Source organism: Vibrio hepatarius (assembly GCF_011806575.1).
Lineage (GTDB): Bacteria > Pseudomonadota > Gammaproteobacteria > Enterobacterales > Vibrionaceae > Vibrio > Vibrio hepatarius_A.
This window is the reverse complement of the sequence record NZ_JAATOO010000006.1, coordinates 173,752-194,707: the sequence shown is the minus strand read 5'-3', so window position 1 is coordinate 194,707 and position 20,956 is coordinate 173,752. Positions and strand designations below refer to the sequence as shown.

The window sequence follows — 20,956 nt, the reverse complement described above, 5'->3', positions numbered from 1 at the left end:
TGTGTAATTTTTTCAGTCGTTACTCGTTCTTTATATGGCGATAACGAAAACAATCTCTGAGGTTGATATGAAAGTGAAGTTGAAGTTTATATTCCCTGTAGTCGCTGCGGTTACTGCCCTTGCCTCGTTTATTGGCGTTGCGGATAGTGATATGTCCAAAGCAGATGCAAAAGCAAAGTTTGAAGTCGCCACACTTGCTGGTGGGTGCTTTTGGTGTACCGAATCTGATCTGGAAAAACTGCCGGGGGTGGTCGATGTTGTCTCTGGCTATGCGGGAGGTGATGTAGACAATCCGACTTATAGACAAGTGTCGTCGGGTAAAACCGGACACATTGAGGTTGTTTCAGTTAAATACAACGCCAACAAAGTCAGTTACGAGCAAGTCCTTGACCAGTTTTTCCGTCATATCGACCCTACCGATGACCAAGGATCGTTTGTCGATCGCGGTTCACAGTATCGTCCTGCTATCTTCTATCACAATGCTCAACAAAAGCAGATTGCAGAACGTTTTATGCAGGAAATCGAAGCGCTTGGAGTATTTAAAGCACCGCTTAAAACTGAGCTGATCAAATTCGAAAAATTTTGGCCTGCAGAAGATTATCATCAGGACTACTACAAGCGAAACAAAATCCGCTACAACTACTACCGCTACGCTTCAGGACGCGACCAATATTTAGATAAAATTTTTGGTGAAGACCGCAATGAAAATCCAGTAACGCTGCGTGAGCTGATTGATCGAAATAACAACAAATCTGCGTCAAAAATGTACACCAAGCCTAGTGACGCAGAGATCAAAGCGAAGCTCACAGAGATGCAATATTACGTGACGCAAGAAGACGGCACTGAGCGTGCGTTTAAAAATGAGTACTGGGATAACAAGCGTGAAGGTATTTATGTTGATGTGGTTTCCGGCGAACCTTTGTTTTCCTCTACGGATAAATACAAATCGGGCACGGGTTGGCCAAGTTTTACCAAGCCTATTAACGACGACTTCGTTGTGACACAAACCGACTTCAAACTGGTGTATCCACGTACTGAGGTTCGCAGTAAGTTTGCTGACTCTCACCTTGGTCATGTGTTTAAAGACGGACCTAAACCAACGGGCTTGCGCTACTGCATGAACTCGGCAGCGATGCGCTTTGTTGCCAAAGAAAACATGCACAAAGAAGGCTACGGTGATTATCTCTATTTATTTGACCGTTAATCCATCCAAACTACGGTCTTAAAGCCAGCTTTTATAGTTGGCTTTATTTTTGTCCTAAGGCTTATAACTTCTCATATTAAAAATAAAAATCGTTGAATTATAACGAAATTTATCATCCCTTTTGTCGTTCTTCTTATTAATTGATAAGGAGAATCAAATGGTGAAACTAGTCAAATTTGCGCCACTGGTAGCGCTTGCTCTACTGCCCGCTTCTAACGCATTTTCACAGCAGCAATACCAAGATTTTGCGTTTATCGGCATTAGTGGCGAATTGGGTAAGTCGGTATTTACCGATAGCGGCAAAGCGAAAGCCTCAGTGCAACCTAATCTTTTTTACAACGGCAAGTATGGGTTTATTGATGGCAGCCTCGCCAACGTAACAATACTCCCTTATGTCGGACTGAGCGGACATTGGCGTTTTGCTGAGGTATCCAACGATTTTGATGACATTCCCAATGGCATTCAGGATCGAGATGGTAATGGTGAGCTTGGGATTACTTTCGGTACAGTTGGCGCACGCGTGACGTTTCTACAAGACGTCACTGACCAACATAACGGCTACGAAGTGCAACTTCACTTAGGCCGCACGTTTGATGTCATTGACAGTTACTTTACGATCACTCCTTACGTCGAAGTGGATTATCGCAGCCGTGAGTTGTCACAACATTTGTACGATATCTCTTTTCAGGAATCCGCAGCGTCAGGGCTAAATCAGTTCGAATCGGGTCATACATGGGTCTACCAAGGTGGGCTTATTGGCTTAGTTGACGTCAATACCAATTGGTCTGCGCTCGGAAAGTTAGAGTTACAACATCACGACTCAGACAGCCCATTGATACAGCGTGACCTAGGGTGGTCGTTTAGCCTTGGTGCAGTTTACAAGTTTTAAAATAAAGCCCTAGAAACAGACGTTATCTAGGGCTTTGAGGACTTAGGGTGAATTTGCAGGAGTTACTTCATAACACGTGCTTTGAAATTTCGTCCTTTCATCTTACCCGTTTGCAGTTGCTTAAGCGCTGGTTTCACCACGTCATGTTCTATTGCGACGTAAGACACCATTGGCAAAATATTGATTTTACCGATTTTCTTGCCGTCGATACCCGCTTGTTTAGTCAGTGCGCCTAGGATGTCACCCGCGCGCACTTTCTGCTTTTTGCCGCCCAAGATCTGGATGGTTTGCATGCTTGGGTAAAACGGACGCTCTACTGGTTTTTCTGGCAATGTAGAAGGTGAAATTGCGATATCCATGTACTCATCGATGCGCGCAACACGGTACTCTTCTTTTTCGCTGTAGAAACTAAAGGCGATGCCTTTTGAACCTGCGCGACCTGTACGGCCAATGCGGTGCACGTGAACTTCTGGATCACGTGACAACTCAAAGTTAAACACAGCGTCTAGGTTATCAACATCTAGGCCTCGTGCTGCGACGTCTGTTGCTACCAGGATCGAAATACTCTTGTTAGCAAACATGGTCAACGCTTGTTCGCGCTCACGTTGCTCCATGTCACCATGCAATTCAACCACACTGAAACCACGATGGCTCAACTCATCGGTTACGTTCTGCACTTCTTTTTTAGTGTTACAGAATACGACTGAAGATTCCGGCTTGTGCGTCAACAGTAGCGCTTCTAGCGCATCATCACGCTCTTCTGTGGTGTTTAGCTTAAAGAAACGTTGCTCGATGGTGCTGTGTTGGTGGGTAGATTCCACTTTCACCATTTCTGGTTGCTTCATTACCTTCGCAGCTAGCGTTTCGATATTGTGTGGGAAAGTTGCACTAAATAGCAATGTCTGACGATCTGATGGCGCTCGTTCAATAATGGTATCAATCGCGTCTTCAAAACCCATATCCAGCATACGGTCCGCTTCATCTAGAACCAGTGTATTGAGCTCTTCTAAACTAATGCGCCCTTTTGACATGTGGTCCAGAATACGACCCGGTGTACCCACCAGAATGTGGGCGCCGTGCTCAAGTGAGCCAATTTGCGGCCCCATTGGCATGCCACCGCACAGTGTCAGTACTTTAATGTTGTGAATACCACGAGCCAAAGTACGAATTTCTGTCGCTACTTGGTCCGCCAGCTCACGAGTCGGGCACAATACCAAGGTTTGAACGCGAAAACGCTGCACGTTTAGGTTGCTCAACAAGCCAAGTGAAAATGCCGCCGTTTTGCCTGAACCCGTTTTGCCTTGACCAATCACGTCTTTGCCTTCCAGAACAATCGGCAACGCTTGCTGCTGGATCGCGGTCATTTCTGTGTAGCCAAGTGAGTCTAGCGTTTCTAGTAATTCTGCTCGTAGGCCCAGTTTTTTAAATGAATTTGTCACATTTATACCTTTAAAAGATTCGCTGAATTTACAGTGTGAACTCAGCAAAACGAAAAACCGCTTCGACTGGGAAGCGGTTTTAAAATCAATCTGTTGTCAATCGTAGCAGACTAACGAATTCCGTGGAGAAATTCGTGCCTAGTTGCTGAATTTGACTTAAAAATACCACCTAAAGCTGTAGTGGTTGTCTCGCTAGTTGCGTCCATTACACCACGTGATTTCACGCAGTAATGGGTTGCATCGATAGTTACTGCCACATCGTCTGATTCAAGCAACGTTTGCAACGCGACTAAAATTTGCTGTGTCATACGCTCTTGAACTTGAGGACGCTGAGCAAAGAAACGAACAATGCGGTTGATCTTCGAAAGACCAATGATCTTCCCGCGAGGAATATATGCAACCGCCGCACGACCATCGATAGTCACCAAGTGATGTTCGCAAGTACTGGTGACAGTGATGTCTTTCACTCGCACCATTTCGCTCACGTCCATCTTATTCTCAATCACAGTGATTTTTGGAAAGTTAGAGTAGTCTAGACCTGAGAAGATCTCGTCCACGTACATTTTCGCAATACGGTGCGGTGTTTCTTCTAGGCTGTCATCAGAGAGGTCGAGCTCTAACAGAGACAAGATTTCACGCATATGGTGTTGAATCTTCTCTTTTTTCTCTTCTCTGCTGAACTGATTAGGCACCATTGGCGTCTCTAATCCTCGACGTTCTAGCGCATCTTTTACCAACTTCGCTGATTCGCTAAGACCTGACATTCCACTTCCTCTCATTTGTCAAGAATCCCAATACGAGATTACCCCTTTAGGATGGCAGACAAGGATACTCGGATTTTTGAATAATTACACCCATATTTTATAGGGGGTCATTATTGCCATAGTCAATTCTATGGTAGAGTGACGGCAACAAATTATTATAAACATTTAGGATTTTGTTATGGGCTGTTGTGATGCGCCGGGCTTAATGCCACTTGAAGATGCGATGGAGAACATGCTATCGCGTATTAAACCAATTCAAACCACATTGCAGTTACCTCTCGCCGAAGCCATTGGCTATGTGTTAGCGGAAGACATCCTCTCTCCTATTTTCGTGCCACCATTTGATAACTCAGCGATGGACGGATACGCGATTCGTATTGCTGACCTGAACAACAATGCCACGATGCCTGTTGCGGGCAAATCTTTTGCAGGACAACCGTTTGAAGGCGAATGGCCACAAGGTAGCTGCGTGCGCATTATGACGGGCGCGAAAATTCCTGATGGATGTGATGCGGTCATCATGCAAGAGAACACCGTCGTCGGCGAAGATGGCGTTACTTTCACGCAAACTGAAGTTAAGCCACAAAACAATATCCGCCCTACTGGCGATGACATCCGCAAAGGCGACATTGTGTTGCCGAAAGGCTCGCGTCTTACATCGCGTGATATCCCGATGATCGCCACACTAGGTGTTAGCCATGTAACGGTTGTGCGCAAACCGCGTGTCGCGTTCTTCTCAACCGGCGATGAGCTAAAACCATTAGGTCAACCTTTGGCTGAAGGTCAAATCTACGACAGCAACCGCTATGGTATCAAACCGCTGATTGAAAACTTCGGTTGTGAGCCGATCGATCTCGGCATTATTCCAGACTGTCCTGAAACGCTGAAAGCGACCTTTGAGCAAGCGCAATCATTGGCCGATGTGGTGGTGACTTCGGGCGGCGTCAGCGTTGGAGAAGCCGACTACACCAAAGACATTCTTGAAGAGCTCGGTGAAATTGGCTTTTGGAAACTCGCGATCAAACCGGGTAAACCATTCGCGTTTGGCAAGCTTTCTACCGCTTGGTTCTGCGGCTTACCAGGCAACCCTGTCTCTGCAGTACTAACTATGTATGTATTGGTGCAGCCTATGCTGGCTAAGTTATCTGGTCATACAGAATGGAAAGCGCCTGAGTCTATTCCCGCAACCACCAAAACGGCATTTAAGAAAGCTCCAGGACGTACCGATTACCAACGCGGTATCTACACTATCGAAGATGGCAAGTTTGTCGTTGAAACCACTGGTAATCAAAGCTCAGGTGCATTCCGCTCGATGAGCTTGGCAAATTGCTTTGTAGTACTTGAAAGAGAGCGTGGTCGTGTAGAAGTTGGCGAAACCGTCAATATTCAGCTGTTCAACTCAACACTTTACTAGGAGCGGGTTTTGGAGATCTTGTCTGATCAAGAAATGCTTCGCTATAACCGTCAAATTATTCTTAAGCAGTTTGATTTTGAAGGTCAGGAAGCACTCAAGCAGAGCTCTATCTTGGTGTTAGGCGCCGGCGGTTTAGGTTGCGCTTCAAGCCAATACCTAGCAACGGCTGGCGTAGGAAAACTGACTTTGATCGATGACGATGTGGTTGAGTTATCCAATTTGCAGCGCCAAGTTTTACATCATGATGCTGATATTGGTAAAAAAAAGGTACTCTCAGCGGCAGAATCACTGACACAGCTTAACCCTCACCTAGAAGTTGCAACTATCGACAAGCGTTTGTCTGATAGTGAGCTGAAAGGTCTTATTGCTCAGCACACTTTAGTGTTGGATGCATCAGACAACGTAGAGACACGAAACCAACTCAATAAGTTGTGTTTTGAACTAAAGACACCTCTGGTCTCGGGCGCAGCAATTAGAATGGAAGGCCAAATCAGCGTTTTTACCTACCAAGATCCTGCCCAGCCTTGCTACCAATGTTTAAGTGCATTATTTGGCAATGCGGCGCTTAGCTGTGTGGAAGCCGGTGTCATGGCCCCCGTGGTAGGCATAATTGGTGCGGTACAAGCGATGGAAGCAATCAAAGTCATCGCCGACTACGGCACGCCAAAACAAGGCAAAATTCTCATCTTAGATGCGTTGACTATGTCTTGGCGCGAAATGAACCTGATGAAAATGCCTAACTGCCCTGTTTGTAGCTAACCTTTATCAAGTAGCGAAGGAGTCATAAGGTGAACAATCCAAAAGTCTTCATCGCTACTTTTTTCCTTTTGATCGCCTTACTCGCTGCGTTGCTCTACCTAATACCAGACGAGCCACAAGAGCGAGTACAAGCAAAGGTTGTCACGCAAACGCTGACCCAATCCCTAGATGGTCATCGTAAATACCTAAATGTACAACTCGCCGATGGTACACAACAGCTCCTCTCCATCCCACCAAGAACTGACTGCCCAGCAGGTTCAATCGTTGAACTATCGAGAAAAAATAGTATTGCGACAGATGAAACACGCTACGAGTTTGTTCAGTGTAAATTTGACGAACAATAGAATATTCAACCCTACTAGACACCCCACTATTTTTACCATGATGCCTGCTCGCAATAAATTTTATATCATTTAGTGAGATGGGTACCGATGAAAAACCACAAGTAGAACAGATAGTAAGATCACAATTTGAATTATCATTTTGTCTCCAAAATGAGATTTTAGAGTTTATATTCAAAAATTTGCAAGTAACTAGTGATTGACGTTTCGCCCGCTAAAGTAGGTGATTTATTATTAACTCAATAATTAGGGACGATGTTTGGCTACAATCTAACATCAACATATAAAACGATAACTTACCTATCCCATTACACTGAGCTAGCTGCCCATTAGGGAATAATAATAATGTCAAAATTCTATACACACATAGCATTAGCGCTTGCATGCTCGTTCGCTCTTACGACTACACCCGCAGTAGCGGAAAGCTCTGAGTCAAAAAGCAAATTCTTGCAGTCGCTTGAGGGGATTGAAAGCCAAATTTATGCGCTGCCACAAAGCTCACTAGCGCAAATCGAATCTCTCGAAGAAGATTCCTTGATACAAAACCAACCAAAGGAACTGCTGGTTCGCTATTGGCTTGCTAAGGCAACTGTACTGGAATTGCTCGGCCGCAACGAAGAAAGCTTAGAGGTGACAAACAAAGGTCTTGGGCTGGTTGCCAAGCAAAGTAACGAGTACCTGCAATTTAAGCTACTCCAAGTCCAAGCCATGATGGGTAAACATGACATAGAGGACGCGCTTTCTTCGATTGATGCCCTACTGGAAACATCCCGCAAAGAGGACAATAAGCAGCTTGAATCTGAAGTGCTACTACTCAAAGGGCGTTACTACAACAAACAAGGCGACTTCAAAAAATCTTATGCCGCACTCATGTCTTCAATGGAGGCGGCTGAGTCTTCTGGCGTACAAGGGCTCGTCGAGCGAACTGCGCTAGAGCTTGGCGGCGTACTGGTAAGAATTCAAGGCTTTGAACGCTCAGAAGTCATCTTGGAGCAAGCTTATCAGTACTTCAAAACACGACGCATGTCGTTTAACGAGCTACTTAGCATGCTAACCATTGCCAAGTTGCACAAAGCACAGTTTCAATACGAAAAAGCCATCGACTCATATCAAACCGCGCTCAAGCTCGCACAGGTGATCGGCGACGGACGCTTTCGCTTTCGGATTAACCTAGAGCTTGCGTCTTTGTACCGTGAAACCAACGACGATAAGAATATGCTACGCCACTTGAGTCTCGCGGAAAACTTGCAGTACCGTGAAACATCGAGTGCATACTTGGCGACGTTTAAACTGCTGCACGCGGAATACATGTTGGAACGTAAGCAATATCAAGCGCTGTTAGAAATGATCACGCCAATGCTCCCGGACATCATTAATCAACGTTACATACAGCGCCAGCAAATGGAGTTAATTAAAGTCGTAGCGATGGCGTATGCGGGCGAGGATAACTTCCAGCTGGCTTACCAAACCTACGGCCAATATCACGAGAAGTTTATTCAGTTCAGTAATCAACGCGAAGTCGAAAACCTAGAGCTACAAAAGACACTGTTTGAGCTAGAACGACTAGAGTATGAGAACGAGAATTTAAATTGGAACAATGTCTTACAGCGATTAGAGCTTGAAAACAATCAGCGTACTGTTTTCTTTCTCGGCGAAGCACTGCTCGTCATGCTTGGGATTCTATTGCTAATGACGTTGGTATTCTTGGTGGTTAACCGCTCGCGTTTGAGAATGCGCCGCTTGGCGAAAACCGACACTTTAACCGGGCTATTCAACCGTCGTTTCTTGGAAGAATGGTTTGTTCAACCTAAAGAGCGTACGCCAAATCCATTGGCGAAGCCTGTATCTCAATCAAGCAAAGAAAAGCTAAATTACTACATAAACAAACAAGTGTTGCGCTTACAACACGGGTTACTCACTTTCAATCACTGGATTGAACGCAAATTGGATAAGCAAAAACTCGTCGCCAAGAAACCAGACTCCGGTCCGATTACGCTGTTAATGATGGATGTTGACCACTTTAAAAAAGTTAACGATACCTACGGACATGCGTTTGGTGATACGGTCTTAACTGGTGTTGCGGAAGTGTTGGAGTCGACAGTGCGTAAAAACGATATTGTGGCACGCATTGGTGGTGAAGAATTTGTCATCGTGTTGCCTAAGACCGATTTAGAAGAAGCAACAAACTTGGCAGAGCGTATGCGTCTTGCACTCTCACAGCATGCGTTTATGACAGATGATAATCAACCGGTCAGTGTCACTTGTAGTTTTGGCTTGATCACAACCAAAGACGTTGATATCGCATTCGACTCGCTGTGTAATCTCGCCGATAAGTTGCTGTATGATGCCAAATCAAGTGGCCGTAACTCTGTCAAAGGTCAATACAGTTAGATTTTTATAGAGCAATTCACAGATGAAACGCTTTAAAACCGCATAATGAACAACTTAGAGAGAATTTTGGGGCAGCGGTTGGTTGCCCCTTTTTATTTACTGTTGTAGCTTAAAATAACTATTCAATCATCGTCAGGCTAATTCATGAATCCACTCATTTCACCCCAGCAGCTTTCACAACTTGAACCGTCCGAAACGGTTGTAATCCTCGACGCAAGTATCGACTTTCAAATTCCTTCAGAAACGGAGAAGGACACAGAGAACATCATTCCAAACGCCAGACGTTTTGATTACGACAAAGTTTTTTGCGACCTAGACTCCCAGCTACCTCATATGATGCCGTCTGAACAACGATTCAATACGCTTGCACAACAACTTGGCATTAACCAAGACTCAACCATTGTTGTTTACGACAACAGCGGCACGTTTGCCTCGCCAAGAGCTTGGTGGATGTTCAAAGCAATGGGACATAACAAAGTCTATATCTTAAATGGCGGCCTGACCGAATGGAAAAATGCCGGGTTCCCCGTTGTCCAAAAGTACCATGACGTAAACGAACAAGGTGACTTCAACGGAAAACTTAATCCAGATTATTTTGTAGACGCTGCTTATGTACTAGGCAAGATTGACGACCCAAGTAGCTTAACGCTCGATGCTCGCTCCCAACAACGCTTTGATGCTCAAGTCCCAGAGCCAAGACCTGGTATTCGTAGCGGTCATATCCCTAATTCTGCATGTTTGCCTTTTGCTTCTGTCATGGACGGACACAAGATAAAATCGCCGCAAGAGTTGCAACCTCAACTTGAAGAGCTGCTAGCAGGTAAAGAGCAATATCTATTCAGTTGCGGCTCAGGCGTAACCGCATGCATTATTTTGCTCGCGGCTTATATCTGCGGTTACCAGAACTTGTCCGTGTATGACGGCTCTTGGACTGAGTGGGGCGCAAGAGAAGAACTGCCGATCGATTAATCATACGGTCGTGAACTTAGCAACACATTAGCGTTAAACACGCAGACTAAGCATGAAAGCTAGCTGTTGATAAAAGCAATTTTATTCAAGTTTTCTCGCCAGTACGACTTTATAGTGATGTAAGTTCAATGCTAACACCGAAAAGGAATTCGTTTTGGAAAATGGTAATCGCTTTCAATTTACGCCCAGCAAACAGCAAGACAATGTGTCGTTGTTGAGCGCAACGATGAGCGATTTTACTTACCCAAAGCATGCCCATGAAGAGTATTCGATTGGCCTGACCTTACAAGGTCGACAAGACTTTTTTTGTCGTGGTTCTTTCCACAAAAGTTCGCCTGGTTGTGTGATGCTGTTTAACCCAGAAGACGTCCATGATGGCCACTCTGGAGTAGAACAAGATCTTGAGTACGTGATGCTTTATATCCACCCGGATGAAATCTATCCCCTATTCCAGTCTCTCGGTTATAAGCAGTCATCCACACTGCGGCTGCAAAACACTTTGTTTGATGATGCAATGCTCAGACACCATGTGGCGAATATGTCGCAGCTATTAAAAGCAACGTCTTATTCTCAGATTGAGTATGAATCTAGCCTGTATATGCTGGCACAATCATTGGTTAATCAGCATGGGAGTTTGGATTTAGCCGAGCGACGCAGTAGGACAGACACACTACTGTTCAGGGCAAAAGAGTATATTTTGGCAAACCTGCATAATGACATTTCAATCGAAGATATTGCCAACGCAGCAGCGATGTCGAAGTTTCATTTCATTCGTCTGTTTCGTGCTCAGTTCGGCATTACTCCCTATCAATATGTGCTGAACTGTCGCATAAACCATGCGCGCAAAGCCTTACAGCTCGGTAGAAACGCCACGCTCGCGGCCTTAGACTCAGGGTTTGCGGATGTTAGCCACTTGAACCGTAACTTTAAGAAGATGTTTGGTATGACCCCGAAGCAATTCCAGCTTCAATGGTCACGCTAAACGACACTTCCTTCGATTCTGCATTCAAATAGACTCAAGTAGGCTTCTCTATGTCTGAAATTTTCGCCTATGCCATTGGCATAATGTACACCCCTGGACCAATTAATTTGCTCGGTCTGCACAGCGGACTAAACAAACGTACCTATAACCACCTTGGATTCTTTATTGGCGTTGGGTGTGCGATGCTGATTTTATTTGTCTTTCTCGGTTATATAGGGCTTCAAGTCATTAATCCTCAGATTTTGCCTTTTATCAGTTTTGCCGGTTGTGGCTACATTCTTTATGTCGCTTACAAGGTCGTTAAATCAAACGTAGATATCCAAGAGGCGGGTTATGCCGATAATCAGCTGAGCTTTCGTGACGGTCTGTTTATGCAACTACTTAATCCTAAAGCACTGGTCGCGACATTGCCTATCTCGACCATTCAGTTTCCGAGTGCTGGCATCACAGACGAAGCCATTTTACTTTGGTCATTTGTTTTGGCTGTACTGGCGTTTGGTGCGCCAACGAGTTATTCCGTCGTTGGTTCATTACTGGGTAAGAAAATAGAGAACCCGAAGTATTTGCGCGTGTTTAACTATTTAATGGCGGCGTTGCTGGTTTATGTTTCACTCGCGATTGGCTATGACCACGTGTTGATGCCGCTGACAAAATAGCAATCACATAGCATGACAACGTCTATATTGGGCTGGAAACAAAAGGTCACTTGGATTTCAAGTGACCTTTTAATTGTTACTTCTTGTTCATTTCCTGGTGCATGACGTCGACTAACTGACCGCTCGGGTCACCCGATAGTTCCCACGTAAAGATACCGCCGAGGTTAGCTTGCTTCACCCAATCTGCTTTGGCTTTGATCGAACGTTGATCTTCGAATGAGATAAACACTTTTTTGTCCGGATGCCACAAATACGGCGCTTGAGCTTGTTCATCGTACTTGTATTGATAACCCTGCTTCGCGCTGTAGTTTTGCATTAGATCCCAAAACATAAAGTAGCCATTCTCACCCGTTCCGAATTGTGCACCCTGCTCAGATACCAGCGTTTGTGTCGGCAGTCCACCATCAAAATCTTTCGTACCTTGCCAGCCGCGTCCATAAAACGCCGCGCCAAGTACGATCTTTTCACTGGGTACGCCCAATTCAAGCATCTGGTTGATAAACACATCTGCGCCCATTCCCCACCAACTTCTTTCCGTCGCGTGTAAATTGGTTGTATGTCCGGTCTGCTGTCCCCAGCCCCCCAAAAAGTCATAGGTCATCGCGAACATGTTGGTCAGGTATGGTTGAGCGGCTTGCCAATCGATTTGAGTCGCTTTAGCGCCCACCCCCACCGCCGTGGACAACTCGTACTCTCTGCCTGTCGTTTGTTCTAAGTCATCAAGCTCGCCACGCAAAGTCTTAACTAAATACGTAAATGCCTCACGCTCACTGGCTTTCTGCTCATCATTCAGCTTGGTTTCTGGGTTCCAAGGTGATGTTGTCAAACCGCCACCACCAGGGTATTCCCAATCCAAGTCAATGCCATCAAAAAAGTCATATTGCTCAATTAACTCAACAGCGGATGTGGCAAATTGTTCTATCGATTTATTGTCTTTCGCCATCGCATGGAACGGCTCTGACATCGTCCAACCACCAAATGAAGGAAGAATCTTTAGCTTAGGGTTGTCTTTCTTCAGTTGTGCTAACTGCGCGAAGTGACCTTGATAAGGCACATCAACGTTCACCTTACCAAAGTCTGTCTTTAGCGCTGCTTGGGTATCAACCACGATCGCAGTGTAAGGCGCTTTCCCTTCACACTGCTCGGCGACTAACTGCTGAATCTCGGCAGATGCGCCAGTATGAGGGCCACACATACTTAAGAAAGCGTAAATAATGTGAGTGAGTTGTTCCGCCGGTATGTCTTCAACCACATAAGGGTTATCAGCGTTTTTGTATTGCCAGTCGGCGAAGTAACCTGCGACAACCTTTTGCTCCGCTGATACTGTCCCACTTAATGCGGTCAGTAGCGCCGCAACGAGAAGTTTCTTATTCATAAATCCCTCCTGAGTAATCGAATTAAAATTACCCTTGAGGAAGCTGAGCCGCTGAATATTCACCTCACGCTGCGAGAGACTATGAAGTAATACCAAACATATTACATTGGTTGCATTTAATTTGCTGATATCCCTTTCCTCAGTTTTCACTTTTAGCTGAAGAAGCCGCTTTACCTATGTACACCTTGATAGTTTTGTTATCTTGGTAGCCAAACATAGAAAAGCACAGGATGAACAATGACGGAGAAGGAATTCTGGAATGACCCATACCTCACGGAGCTGACGTCGCAGGTAATGCGTATTGAAGGCAATAACGTTGAGCTTTCACATACCATTATTTACGCCGAATCAGGCGGGCAAGAAAGTGATGCAGCAACCATCGCTGGGATTCCAGTTGCTCTTGCAGTAAAACACGACAAACGCATCATCTACACACTGCAAACGCCACCCAGCTTTGAGGTTGGTGATAATGTTGTGAGCCAGATCGACTGGGACAGGCGCTACGCCCTAATGAAGTTACACTTTGCTGCAGAAGTGGTATTCGAATTGTTTACACAGCGCTACCCGGAAATAGCCAAGGTTGGCGCACATATTTCACAAGATAAAAGCCGCATCGACTTTGAGTGGCATGAAAACATTAGTCCATTGTTAGCTGGTTTCACACAGCAGGCGCAGGCGATTATAGACGCAGATTTGCCGATAATAAGCGCGTTCTCCGATCAAGAGCAGCAGCGACGCTACTGGAGAGTAGAAGGGTTTGCTCAAGTGCCTTGCGGCGGCACTCATTTAAAGCGCACCTCTGAAGTGGGCAAAATAGCACTAAAGCGCAAGAACATTGGTAAAGGCAAAGAACGAGTTGAAATCACCTTGGCGGTATCGGAGTAGTCATCCCATACTCAGAAGCTATTTGAGCTCCTGAGTACGAAAAAGTCTTAACGCAGAATACTCAGTCTCGTTTGGTTAGATTTGCTTGAGCATCGTGCATTTGCTCATCAAGGTTTAAGACCGTCAGTGCGTTACTCACGCTAGTCGCAATTACATCGATCGCACCTGTTCTCAGAGCACCTAACAAAGCCAGTGGCTTACTGTTTTCTGCCGCAATGGCAATCACCTCGGATACGGAACGAAACTCATCAATGCCTAGACCGATAATTCGATCACTCATCACTGTCTTGGCTGACACGCCATTGATGTCAAAAAAGTCGTACCCCGCAAAGTCGCCGACCACACCTTGCATCATGCGCGACTGAACCACTTCTTCTGCGGTAAACCAGCCTAAGTCGACCATGTAGCTGTTTTCACTCATATCGCCGATACCAACTAACGCCACATCCGCTTTACGCGCGAGGTCTAAAGTTTGTTTAACGGTCGCATTTTGCATAAAGGCGATCTTTTGTTCGCGGTTTTCTGCATACGCTGGTGCATACAGCGTTTCGGAAGTACCGCCATAGCTTTTGGCGAACTGACGGCAAATATGGTCAGCATTAAACATCCCTCCGCGTGGGTGAATGCCGCCAATCCCGCACACAAACTTGACGTCCTTTTGTGGAATAACGCCAACGTGATGTGCGACTGCAGAGACGTTCCGCCCCTGACCTACGGTTACCACCGTACCGTTTTGCAGCGTGCTCGCCATGTATTTCGACACTAACCCAGCAACTTGCAGGCGTTGCTGTTCTTCACTCGGTTGGTCTAACGCAACCAGTGCACGCTTTACCCCAAAACGCTCAATAAGGCGCTGTTCTATCTTGGCACTGAATACCGGGTGGTATTTCACCGTGATCTCAACGATGCCTTCATCTCTTGCTTGCTTTAGCATGCGTCCCACTTTCGCTCGTGAAACCGCAAACTTCTTTGAAATCTCTTCCTGTGTCGCGCCGTCTTGGTAATAAGCGACCGATATTTCGGTTAGTAGATCGGTGCTCTCGTCAGATACATCATTAGTGGATTTACTCATGCTCAACCTAACTTGTGTTGTTCGCGCCCCTAAAAACTGGGCATATACTCAACGCTGTTACAAGCGCTCATGTGTGTAGCATATGTCACCAGGGTGGAAAACATCAACATTTGCTCATCACAAAAACAAATTCTCACGTATAAAATTAGCGCTTCGTGTTGCTTCGCAAGCTATACGCTATCTAGGCAAACGTTTATTTATGCAAACCTAGGTCGACTATAAAAAAAATAGTTGATGAATGTCACTTTACCCCTAGATCAACAATTGACTTTCGGCTCAGATAAGATAATTATGAACCCATCATTTACTCAGCGTTAGAGCAAATGTTCACAACAAATGCTCGAACGGTGAAAAGTTAAAAGCTGGCTGATAGAACAAACTTCTACTTCTATTGTCTGGCACGCTTGCAAATGCACTCTTCATGCTTACAGCAAAGTATGAGCCCCATGAAATAGGATGATCGTAATGAGCAACAAATTAGAGCAACTTCGTAAACTAACGACTGTAGTAGCTGACACTGGTGAAATCGACGCAATTAAAAAGTACCAACCAGAAGATGCAACCACTAACCCATCTCTGATTCTGAAAGCTGCTCAAATCGCTGAGTACGCACCTCTAATCGACGCTTCAATCGCTTACGCAAAAGAGCAAAGCAACGACAAAGCTCAACAAGTTCAAGACACTTGTGACATGCTTGCTGTAAACATTGGTAAAGAAATCCTAAAAACTATCCCTGGCCGTATCTCTACAGAAGTTGACGCACGTCTTTCTTACGATATGGAAGGCAGCGTAGCGAAAGCACGTCAGCTAGTTAAGATGTACAACGATGCAGGCATCTCTAACGACCGCATCCTAATCAAACTGGCTTCTACTTGGGAAGGTATCCGCGCAGCAGAAATCCTAGAGAAAGAAGGCATCAACTGTAACCTGACTCTTCTATTCTCATTCGCTCAGGCGCGCGCATGTGCTGAAGCTGGCGTATTCCTAATCTCTCCATTCGTTGGTCGTATCATGGACTGGTACAAAGCGAAAGAAGGTCGCGACTTCGAAGCTCAAGAAGATCCAGGCGTATTGTCAGTAACTAAGATCTACAACTACTACAAAGAATACGGCTACAAAACAGTAGTTATGGGCGCAAGCTTCCGTAACATCGGCGAAATCCTTGAGCTAGCTGGCTGTGACCGTCTAACTATCGCTCCTGCTCTACTTGCAGAACTTGAAGCGGCTGAAGGTGAAGTCGTTGAGAAACTAGTTGACTCTAACGGTACAAAAGAGCGTCCTGCTCCAATGACTCATGCTGAGTTCCTATGGGATCACAACCAAGACCCAATGGCGGTTGAGAAGCTTGCTGAAGGTATCCGCAACTTCGCGATTGACCAAGGTAAACTTGAAGACATGATCGCAGCTAAGCTGTAAGACACAGAATCAAAAAGGGGAACGTTTGCGTTCCCCTCTTAATATCCCTTTCCTAGAATTAAACATATTCGGTAATTATTATGGATCGTAAACATTTAGCTAATGCAATCCGTGCTCTAAGCATGGACGGTGTTCAACAAGCAAACTCTGGCCACCCTGGCGCCCCTATGGGTATGGCTGATATCGCTGAAGTTCTTTGGCGCTCTCACCTAAACCACAACCCATCTAACCCAGAGTGGGCTGACCGCGACCGTTTCGTACTATCAAACGGCCATGGTTCTATGCTGATTTACTCTCTACTGCACCTTGCAGGTTACGAGCTATCAATCGACGATCTGAAGAACTTCCGTCAACTTCACTCTAAAACTCCGGGTCACCCTGAGTACGGTTACGCACCTGGTATCGAGACAACAACAGGTCCACTAGGCCAAGGTATTACTAACGCAGTCGGTATGGCGTTGGCAGAAAAAGCGTTAGCAGCGCAATTCAACCAAGAAGGCCACGACATCGTTGACCACTTCACTTACGTGTTCATGGGTGACGGCTGTCTGATGGAAGGTATCTCGCACGAGGCATGTTCTCTGGCTGGTACACTAGGTCTAGGCAAGCTAATCGCGTTCTGGGATGACAACGGCATCTCTATCGACGGTCACGTTGAAGGGTGGTTCTCTGACGATACACCTAAACGTTTTGAAGCTTACGGCTGGCACGTAATCCCAGCGGTAGACGGCCACGACGCTGAAGCAATCAACGCAGCAATTGAAGCGGCTAAAGCAGACCCACGCCCTACTCTAATCTGTACTAAGACAATTATCGGTTTCGGTTCTCCTAACAAGTCTGGTTCTCACGACTGTCACGGCGCACCACTAGGTGCAGAAGAAATCGCAGCAACACGTAAAGAACTAGGTTGGGAGCACGGTCCTTTTGAAATTCCGCAGGAAGTTTACGCAGAATGGTCTGCGAAAGAAGCAGGCGCAGCTAAGGAAGCAGCGTGGAACGAGAAATTTGCAGCTTATGAAGCAGCATATCCAGAGCTTGCCGCAGAATTTAAACGCCGCGTAAACGGTGAGCTACCAGCGCAGTGGGAAGAGAAAGCAAGCCAAATCATTGCTGACCTTCAAGCAAACCCAGCAAACATCGCATCACGTAAAGCATCGCAAAACGCGCTAGAAGCGTTCGGTGCACTACTACCTGAGTTTATGGGCGGCTCTGCTGACCTTGCGCCTTCTAACCTAACCATGTGGTCTGGTTCGAAGTCTCTTGAAGCGAACGACTTCTCTGGTAACTACGTGCACTACGGCGTACGTGAGTTCGGTATGACGGCTATCATGAACGGTATCGCACTACACGGTGGTTTTGTTCCTTACGGCGCAACCTTCCTAATGTTTATGGAATACGCACGTAACGCAATGCGCATGGCAGCTCTGATGAAAATTCAGAACATCCAAGTGTACACGCACGATTCTATCGGTCTTGGTGAAGACGGCCCAACTCACCAACCGGTTGAGCAAATGGCGTCTCTACGTCTGACTCCAAACATGAGCACATGGCGTCCATGTGACCAAGTTGAATCAGCAGTGGCTTGGAAACTGGCTATCGAGCGTAAAGACGCGCCAACCGCGCTTATCTTCTCGCGTCAGAACCTAGCACAACAAGAGCGCAGTGCTGAGCAAGTTGCAGACATCGCGAAAGGTGGTTACATCCTGAAAGATTGCGCAGGCAAACCAGAACTTATCCTTATCGCAACAGGTTCAGAAGTTGAGCTAGCAGTAGAAGCAGCAGCACAGCTAACTGCTGAAGGTAAGCAAGTACGCGTTGTTTCAATGCCTTCAACGGATGCATTCGACAAGCAAGACGCAGCTTACCGTGAAGCCGTACTGCCATCAGACGTCACAGCGCGTATCGCTATCGAAGCGGGCATCGCAGACTTCTGGTACAAGTACGTAGGCTTTGGCGGCAAGATCATCGGTATGACTACCTTCGGTGAATCTGCTCCAGCTGGCGAACTGTTCAAGATGTTTGGTTTCACTACAGAAAACGTAGTAAACACAGCAAAAGAGCTACTCGCTTAATCAACGATTAGCTACAAACAACAAAGCCCCGCTCGTATAGCGGGGCTTTTTTTATCCAAGCGAAATACGTAAATTAGTTTCAAAACACATTTCTAAAACTAACAATGTGATTTTGATCGTTCAATATCGAATAAAAATCCGGTCTAACGCTCTTTTCTATCTTGAGCAAAATCACGTTATAAATTCAGTCAAGAACACAAAAGAGATCTAGATCATTTAAATGAAAGTTTGATTTTTTATTTATTTTGCATATGGGATCAAATTATTGGTCTTGATTTGTAATTCAAACAAAATACGTTGTTTTATTTCTATATTGAAATGTGATTGACGTTCGAATTAATAGATTGACAGCGCGCATTGCGTGACTTCAATCACAAAACCTTCTCAGTTTTCAACCCTGCTCGGCTTACTGATAATAAACCTATCAACAATAAACCTAGCGGGAAACAACTATGCTGTATGACCTTATCGACCATGACCTCATTGATGTGATTGATAGCAATGAATATCAATGGGCTGAGGCGGTGAAAGTAACGACTGCTTACCTTGAAACGAAAGGCTACGTAACATCAGATTACGCATCCGCAATCATCCAGTCTACCATTGATAATGGTCCATATTACGTTCTTTGCCCTGGAATAGCTATGCCCCACGCTCGCCCTGAAGCTGGAGTATTAAAAACAGGACTTGGCATTCATGTTTTCCCGACCGCAGTGGATTTTGGCTCAGATATGGGGCCAGCGAATGTGTTGCTAACACTAGCAGCCACAGACTCTGATACCCATATAGAAGTCATCCAAGCGCTGAGCGAAATGCTTGTCGATGAAGCGAACATCACTAAGCTTGCTGCCGCATCTTCCAAACAAGATGTGCTCAACATCATAAAATCGTACTAAAAAGAAGGAACATAACGTGACTACAAACGTAAGAGCAAAAGTGCAAGCCTTCGGCGGTCATTTGACCGCGATGGTTCTGCCAAATATTGGCGCCTTTATCGCATGGGGCTTTATTACTGCGTTATTTATCCCTACAGGCTGGATGCCTAACGCTTACTTCGGTGAACTCGTTGGGCCGATGATCACCTATCTACTGCCATTATTGATTGGTTATACTGGTGGTCAAATTGTCGGTGACAAACGCGGTGCTGTAGCAGGTGCGATTGGTACCATGGGTGTTATCGCGGGCGCGGAAATACCTATGTTTGTCGGTGCGATGATCATGGGGCCACTAAGTGGCTGGGTTATCGTACAAATCGATAAAAAGATCGAACATAAAATTCCTTCTGGTTTTGAAATGGTGGTCAATAACTTCTCGTTAGGCATCTTCGGCATGATCATGTGCTTATTTGCTTACGCGATCGTTGGTCCAGCAGTAACAGCGGCAAACCTTTTCGTTAAATCAGGTATCGAAGCACTTGTAGCAACAGGTTTCCTCCCTTTACTCGCCATTATTAATGAACCTGCAAAAGTGCTGTTCCTGAACAACGCTATCGACCAAGGCATTTACTACCCATTAGGTCTACAAGCTGCGGCAGAAACGGGTAAATCCATCTTCTTTATGGTCGCGTCTAACCCGGGCCCTGGTCTAGGTATGTTGCTTGCGTACGCGAAGTTTGGTCAGGGTTTAAGTAAGCGTTCTGCACCGAGCGCGATCATTATTCACTTCTTCGGTGGTATCCATGAGCTGTATTTCCCGTACGTTCTAATGAAACCAATCATGATTGTGGCGATGATTGCTGGTGCAGCGACAGGTATTGCAACGTTCAATCTCCTTGATGCTGGTCTGGTAGCGGGCCCTAGTCCTGGCTCAATCTTCTCTTACCTAGCGTTGACGCCAAAAGGCAGCTTTATCGCCACCATCGCTGGTGTGACAACTGCAACTATCGTTTCGTTCTTAGTGGCCAGCGCTATCTTGAAAGTCAGCAAAACGGAAGAATCAGAAAATGAGTTTGAACGTTCAGTAACGGATATGAAAGAGATGAAGGCTGAGGGTGCGGTAAAAGCGACAACCACTCAAGCTTCTCCAGAAGCAGCAAAGATCAAATTCGTTGCCTTCGCTTGTGATGCGGGCATGGGCTCTAGCGCAATGGGCGCATCGACATTCAAGAAGAAACTCGTTGATGCTGGATTCGATATCGAAGTGAAAAACTACGCGATAGAGAAAGTGCCGTCACACGCCGATGTTGTTGTCACTCACGAGAGCTTGGAAAGCCGAGCGGTCAACGCAACAGGATTACCCGTGATTACGATTAAAAACTTCCTGCACGATCCTGCTCTAGATGAGCTAATCACAACGATTCGTCAACAAGCTTAATTTAACTTTTTGGGG

18 protein-coding genes are annotated in these 20,956 nt (G+C 45.7%); 14 read left to right on the top strand and 4 right to left on the bottom strand.

What is annotated here, in order from left to right:
* Positions 1-67: 67 nt before the first annotated feature.
* Together msrB and HCZ42_RS06735 are read left to right on the top strand one after the other, a co-directional pair.
* Entirely contained in the window at positions 68-1,204 is a 1,137-nt protein-coding gene (gene msrB, locus HCZ42_RS06740; RefSeq protein WP_167419961.1) for a peptide-methionine (R)-S-oxide reductase MsrB, read from the top strand.
* Positions 1,205-1,361: 157 nt separating this feature from the next.
* A complete protein-coding gene (locus tag HCZ42_RS06735; protein ID WP_167419960.1) occupies positions 1,362-2,093 on the top strand; it encodes a MipA/OmpV family protein in 732 nt (243 codons plus the stop codon).
* A gap of 62 nt (positions 2,094-2,155) precedes the next feature.
* Here HCZ42_RS06735 and dbpA read toward each other — a convergent pair whose 3' ends face one another.
* Both dbpA and folE read right to left on the bottom strand, forming a co-directional pair.
* Positions 2,156-3,532, bottom strand: a complete 1,377-nt coding sequence (gene dbpA, locus HCZ42_RS06730) for an ATP-dependent RNA helicase DbpA (RefSeq protein ID WP_167419959.1) — start codon at positions 3,530-3,532, stop codon at positions 2,156-2,158.
* Positions 3,533-3,642: 110 nt separating this feature from the next.
* Positions 3,643-4,296, bottom strand: coding sequence for a GTP cyclohydrolase I FolE (gene folE, locus HCZ42_RS06725; RefSeq protein WP_167419958.1), 654 nt, complete (start codon positions 4,294-4,296; stop codon positions 3,643-3,645).
* Positions 4,297-4,474: 178 nt separating this feature from the next.
* Here folE and moeA point away from each other — a divergent pair, with 178 nt between their 5' ends.
* From moeA to HCZ42_RS06690, 7 genes are all read left to right on the top strand, one after another.
* Positions 4,475-5,710, top strand: coding sequence for a molybdopterin molybdotransferase MoeA (moeA, locus tag HCZ42_RS06720; RefSeq protein WP_167419957.1), 1,236 nt, complete (start codon positions 4,475-4,477; stop codon positions 5,708-5,710).
* 9 nt (positions 5,711-5,719) lie between these two features.
* The gene (gene moeB, locus HCZ42_RS06715) at positions 5,720-6,469 is read left to right on the top strand and encodes a molybdopterin-synthase adenylyltransferase MoeB (protein ID WP_167419956.1); all 750 of its coding nucleotides are present in this window, start codon (positions 5,720-5,722) and stop codon (positions 6,467-6,469) included.
* Positions 6,470-6,498: 29 nt separating this feature from the next.
* A complete protein-coding gene (locus HCZ42_RS06710) occupies positions 6,499-6,813 on the top strand; it encodes a hypothetical protein (protein WP_175579410.1) in 315 nt (104 codons plus the stop codon).
* A 342-nt stretch (positions 6,814-7,155) separates the two neighbouring features.
* Positions 7,156-9,201, top strand: a complete 2,046-nt coding sequence (locus HCZ42_RS06705) for a GGDEF domain-containing protein (RefSeq protein WP_167419955.1) — start codon at positions 7,156-7,158, stop codon at positions 9,199-9,201.
* A gap of 144 nt (positions 9,202-9,345) precedes the next feature.
* Positions 9,346-10,170: a sulfurtransferase gene (locus tag HCZ42_RS06700; protein WP_167419954.1), complete on the top strand. Its 825-nt coding sequence runs from the start codon at positions 9,346-9,348 to the stop codon at positions 10,168-10,170.
* Positions 10,171-10,324: 154 nt separating this feature from the next.
* Positions 10,325-11,152, top strand: a complete 828-nt coding sequence (locus tag HCZ42_RS06695; RefSeq protein ID WP_217702283.1) for an AraC family transcriptional regulator — start codon at positions 10,325-10,327, stop codon at positions 11,150-11,152.
* Between the two features lie 50 nt (positions 11,153-11,202).
* Complete coding sequence (locus tag HCZ42_RS06690) at positions 11,203-11,808, top strand: LysE family translocator (RefSeq protein ID WP_167419953.1); 606 nt, start codon at positions 11,203-11,205, stop codon at positions 11,806-11,808.
* A 76-nt stretch (positions 11,809-11,884) separates the two neighbouring features.
* Here HCZ42_RS06690 and HCZ42_RS06685 read toward each other — a convergent pair whose 3' ends face one another.
* Positions 11,885-13,183, bottom strand: coding sequence for a glycoside hydrolase family 18 protein (locus HCZ42_RS06685; RefSeq protein WP_167419952.1), 1,299 nt, complete (start codon positions 13,181-13,183; stop codon positions 11,885-11,887).
* Between the two features lie 237 nt (positions 13,184-13,420).
* Here HCZ42_RS06685 and HCZ42_RS06680 point away from each other — a divergent pair, with 237 nt between their 5' ends.
* Positions 13,421-14,068, top strand: a complete 648-nt coding sequence (locus tag HCZ42_RS06680; protein ID WP_167419951.1) for an alanyl-tRNA editing protein — start codon at positions 13,421-13,423, stop codon at positions 14,066-14,068.
* Positions 14,069-14,129: 61 nt separating this feature from the next.
* Here the strand turns inward: HCZ42_RS06680 and HCZ42_RS06675 are convergent, their stop codons facing one another.
* Positions 14,130-15,140, bottom strand: coding sequence for a sugar-binding transcriptional regulator (locus HCZ42_RS06675; protein ID WP_167419950.1), 1,011 nt, complete (start codon positions 15,138-15,140; stop codon positions 14,130-14,132).
* Between the two features lie 465 nt (positions 15,141-15,605).
* Between HCZ42_RS06675 and tal the strand changes: the two genes are divergently transcribed.
* From tal to HCZ42_RS06655, 4 genes are all read left to right on the top strand, one after another.
* Positions 15,606-16,556, top strand: a complete 951-nt coding sequence (gene tal, locus HCZ42_RS06670) for a transaldolase (RefSeq protein WP_167419949.1) — start codon at positions 15,606-15,608, stop codon at positions 16,554-16,556.
* A gap of 80 nt (positions 16,557-16,636) precedes the next feature.
* Positions 16,637-18,628: a transketolase gene (tkt, locus tag HCZ42_RS06665; protein ID WP_167419948.1), complete on the top strand. Its 1,992-nt coding sequence runs from the start codon at positions 16,637-16,639 to the stop codon at positions 18,626-18,628.
* Between the two features lie 452 nt (positions 18,629-19,080).
* Complete coding sequence (locus HCZ42_RS06660) at positions 19,081-19,524, top strand: PTS sugar transporter subunit IIA (protein ID WP_167419947.1); 444 nt, start codon at positions 19,081-19,083, stop codon at positions 19,522-19,524.
* A gap of 16 nt (positions 19,525-19,540) precedes the next feature.
* Positions 19,541-20,941, top strand: a complete 1,401-nt coding sequence (locus HCZ42_RS06655) for a PTS mannitol transporter subunit IICB (protein WP_167419946.1) — start codon at positions 19,541-19,543, stop codon at positions 20,939-20,941.
* The last annotated feature ends 15 nt before the right edge of the window (positions 20,942-20,956 follow it).

Excerpts from the sequence above, each read along its gene's own strand:
- HCZ42_RS06680 (WP_167419951.1), top strand. The coding sequence starts at position 13,421 with ATGACGGAGAAGGAATTCTGGAATGACCCATACCTCACGGAGCTGACG.
- tkt (WP_167419948.1), top strand. The coding sequence starts at position 16,637 with ATGGATCGTAAACATTTAGCTAATGCAATCCGTGCTCTAAGCATGGAC.
- tal (WP_167419949.1), top strand. The coding sequence starts at position 15,606 with ATGAGCAACAAATTAGAGCAACTTCGTAAACTAACGACTGTAGTAGCT.
- msrB (WP_167419961.1), top strand. The coding sequence starts at position 68 with ATGAAAGTGAAGTTGAAGTTTATATTCCCTGTAGTCGCTGCGGTTACT.
- HCZ42_RS06690 (WP_167419953.1), top strand. The coding sequence starts at position 11,203 with ATGTCTGAAATTTTCGCCTATGCCATTGGCATAATGTACACCCCTGGA.
- folE (WP_167419958.1), bottom strand. The coding sequence starts at position 4,296 with ATGTCAGGTCTTAGCGAATCAGCGAAGTTGGTAAAAGATGCGCTAGAA.
- moeA (WP_167419957.1), top strand. The coding sequence starts at position 4,475 with ATGGGCTGTTGTGATGCGCCGGGCTTAATGCCACTTGAAGATGCGATG.
- HCZ42_RS06700 (WP_167419954.1), top strand. The coding sequence starts at position 9,346 with ATGAATCCACTCATTTCACCCCAGCAGCTTTCACAACTTGAACCGTCC.
- HCZ42_RS06675 (WP_167419950.1), bottom strand. The coding sequence starts at position 15,140 with ATGAGTAAATCCACTAATGATGTATCTGACGAGAGCACCGATCTACTA.
- HCZ42_RS06685 (WP_167419952.1), bottom strand. The coding sequence starts at position 13,183 with ATGAATAAGAAACTTCTCGTTGCGGCGCTACTGACCGCATTAAGTGGG.
- HCZ42_RS06705 (WP_167419955.1), top strand. The coding sequence starts at position 7,156 with ATGTCAAAATTCTATACACACATAGCATTAGCGCTTGCATGCTCGTTC.
- HCZ42_RS06660 (WP_167419947.1), top strand. The coding sequence starts at position 19,081 with ATGCTGTATGACCTTATCGACCATGACCTCATTGATGTGATTGATAGC.
- HCZ42_RS06735 (WP_167419960.1), top strand. The coding sequence starts at position 1,362 with ATGGTGAAACTAGTCAAATTTGCGCCACTGGTAGCGCTTGCTCTACTG.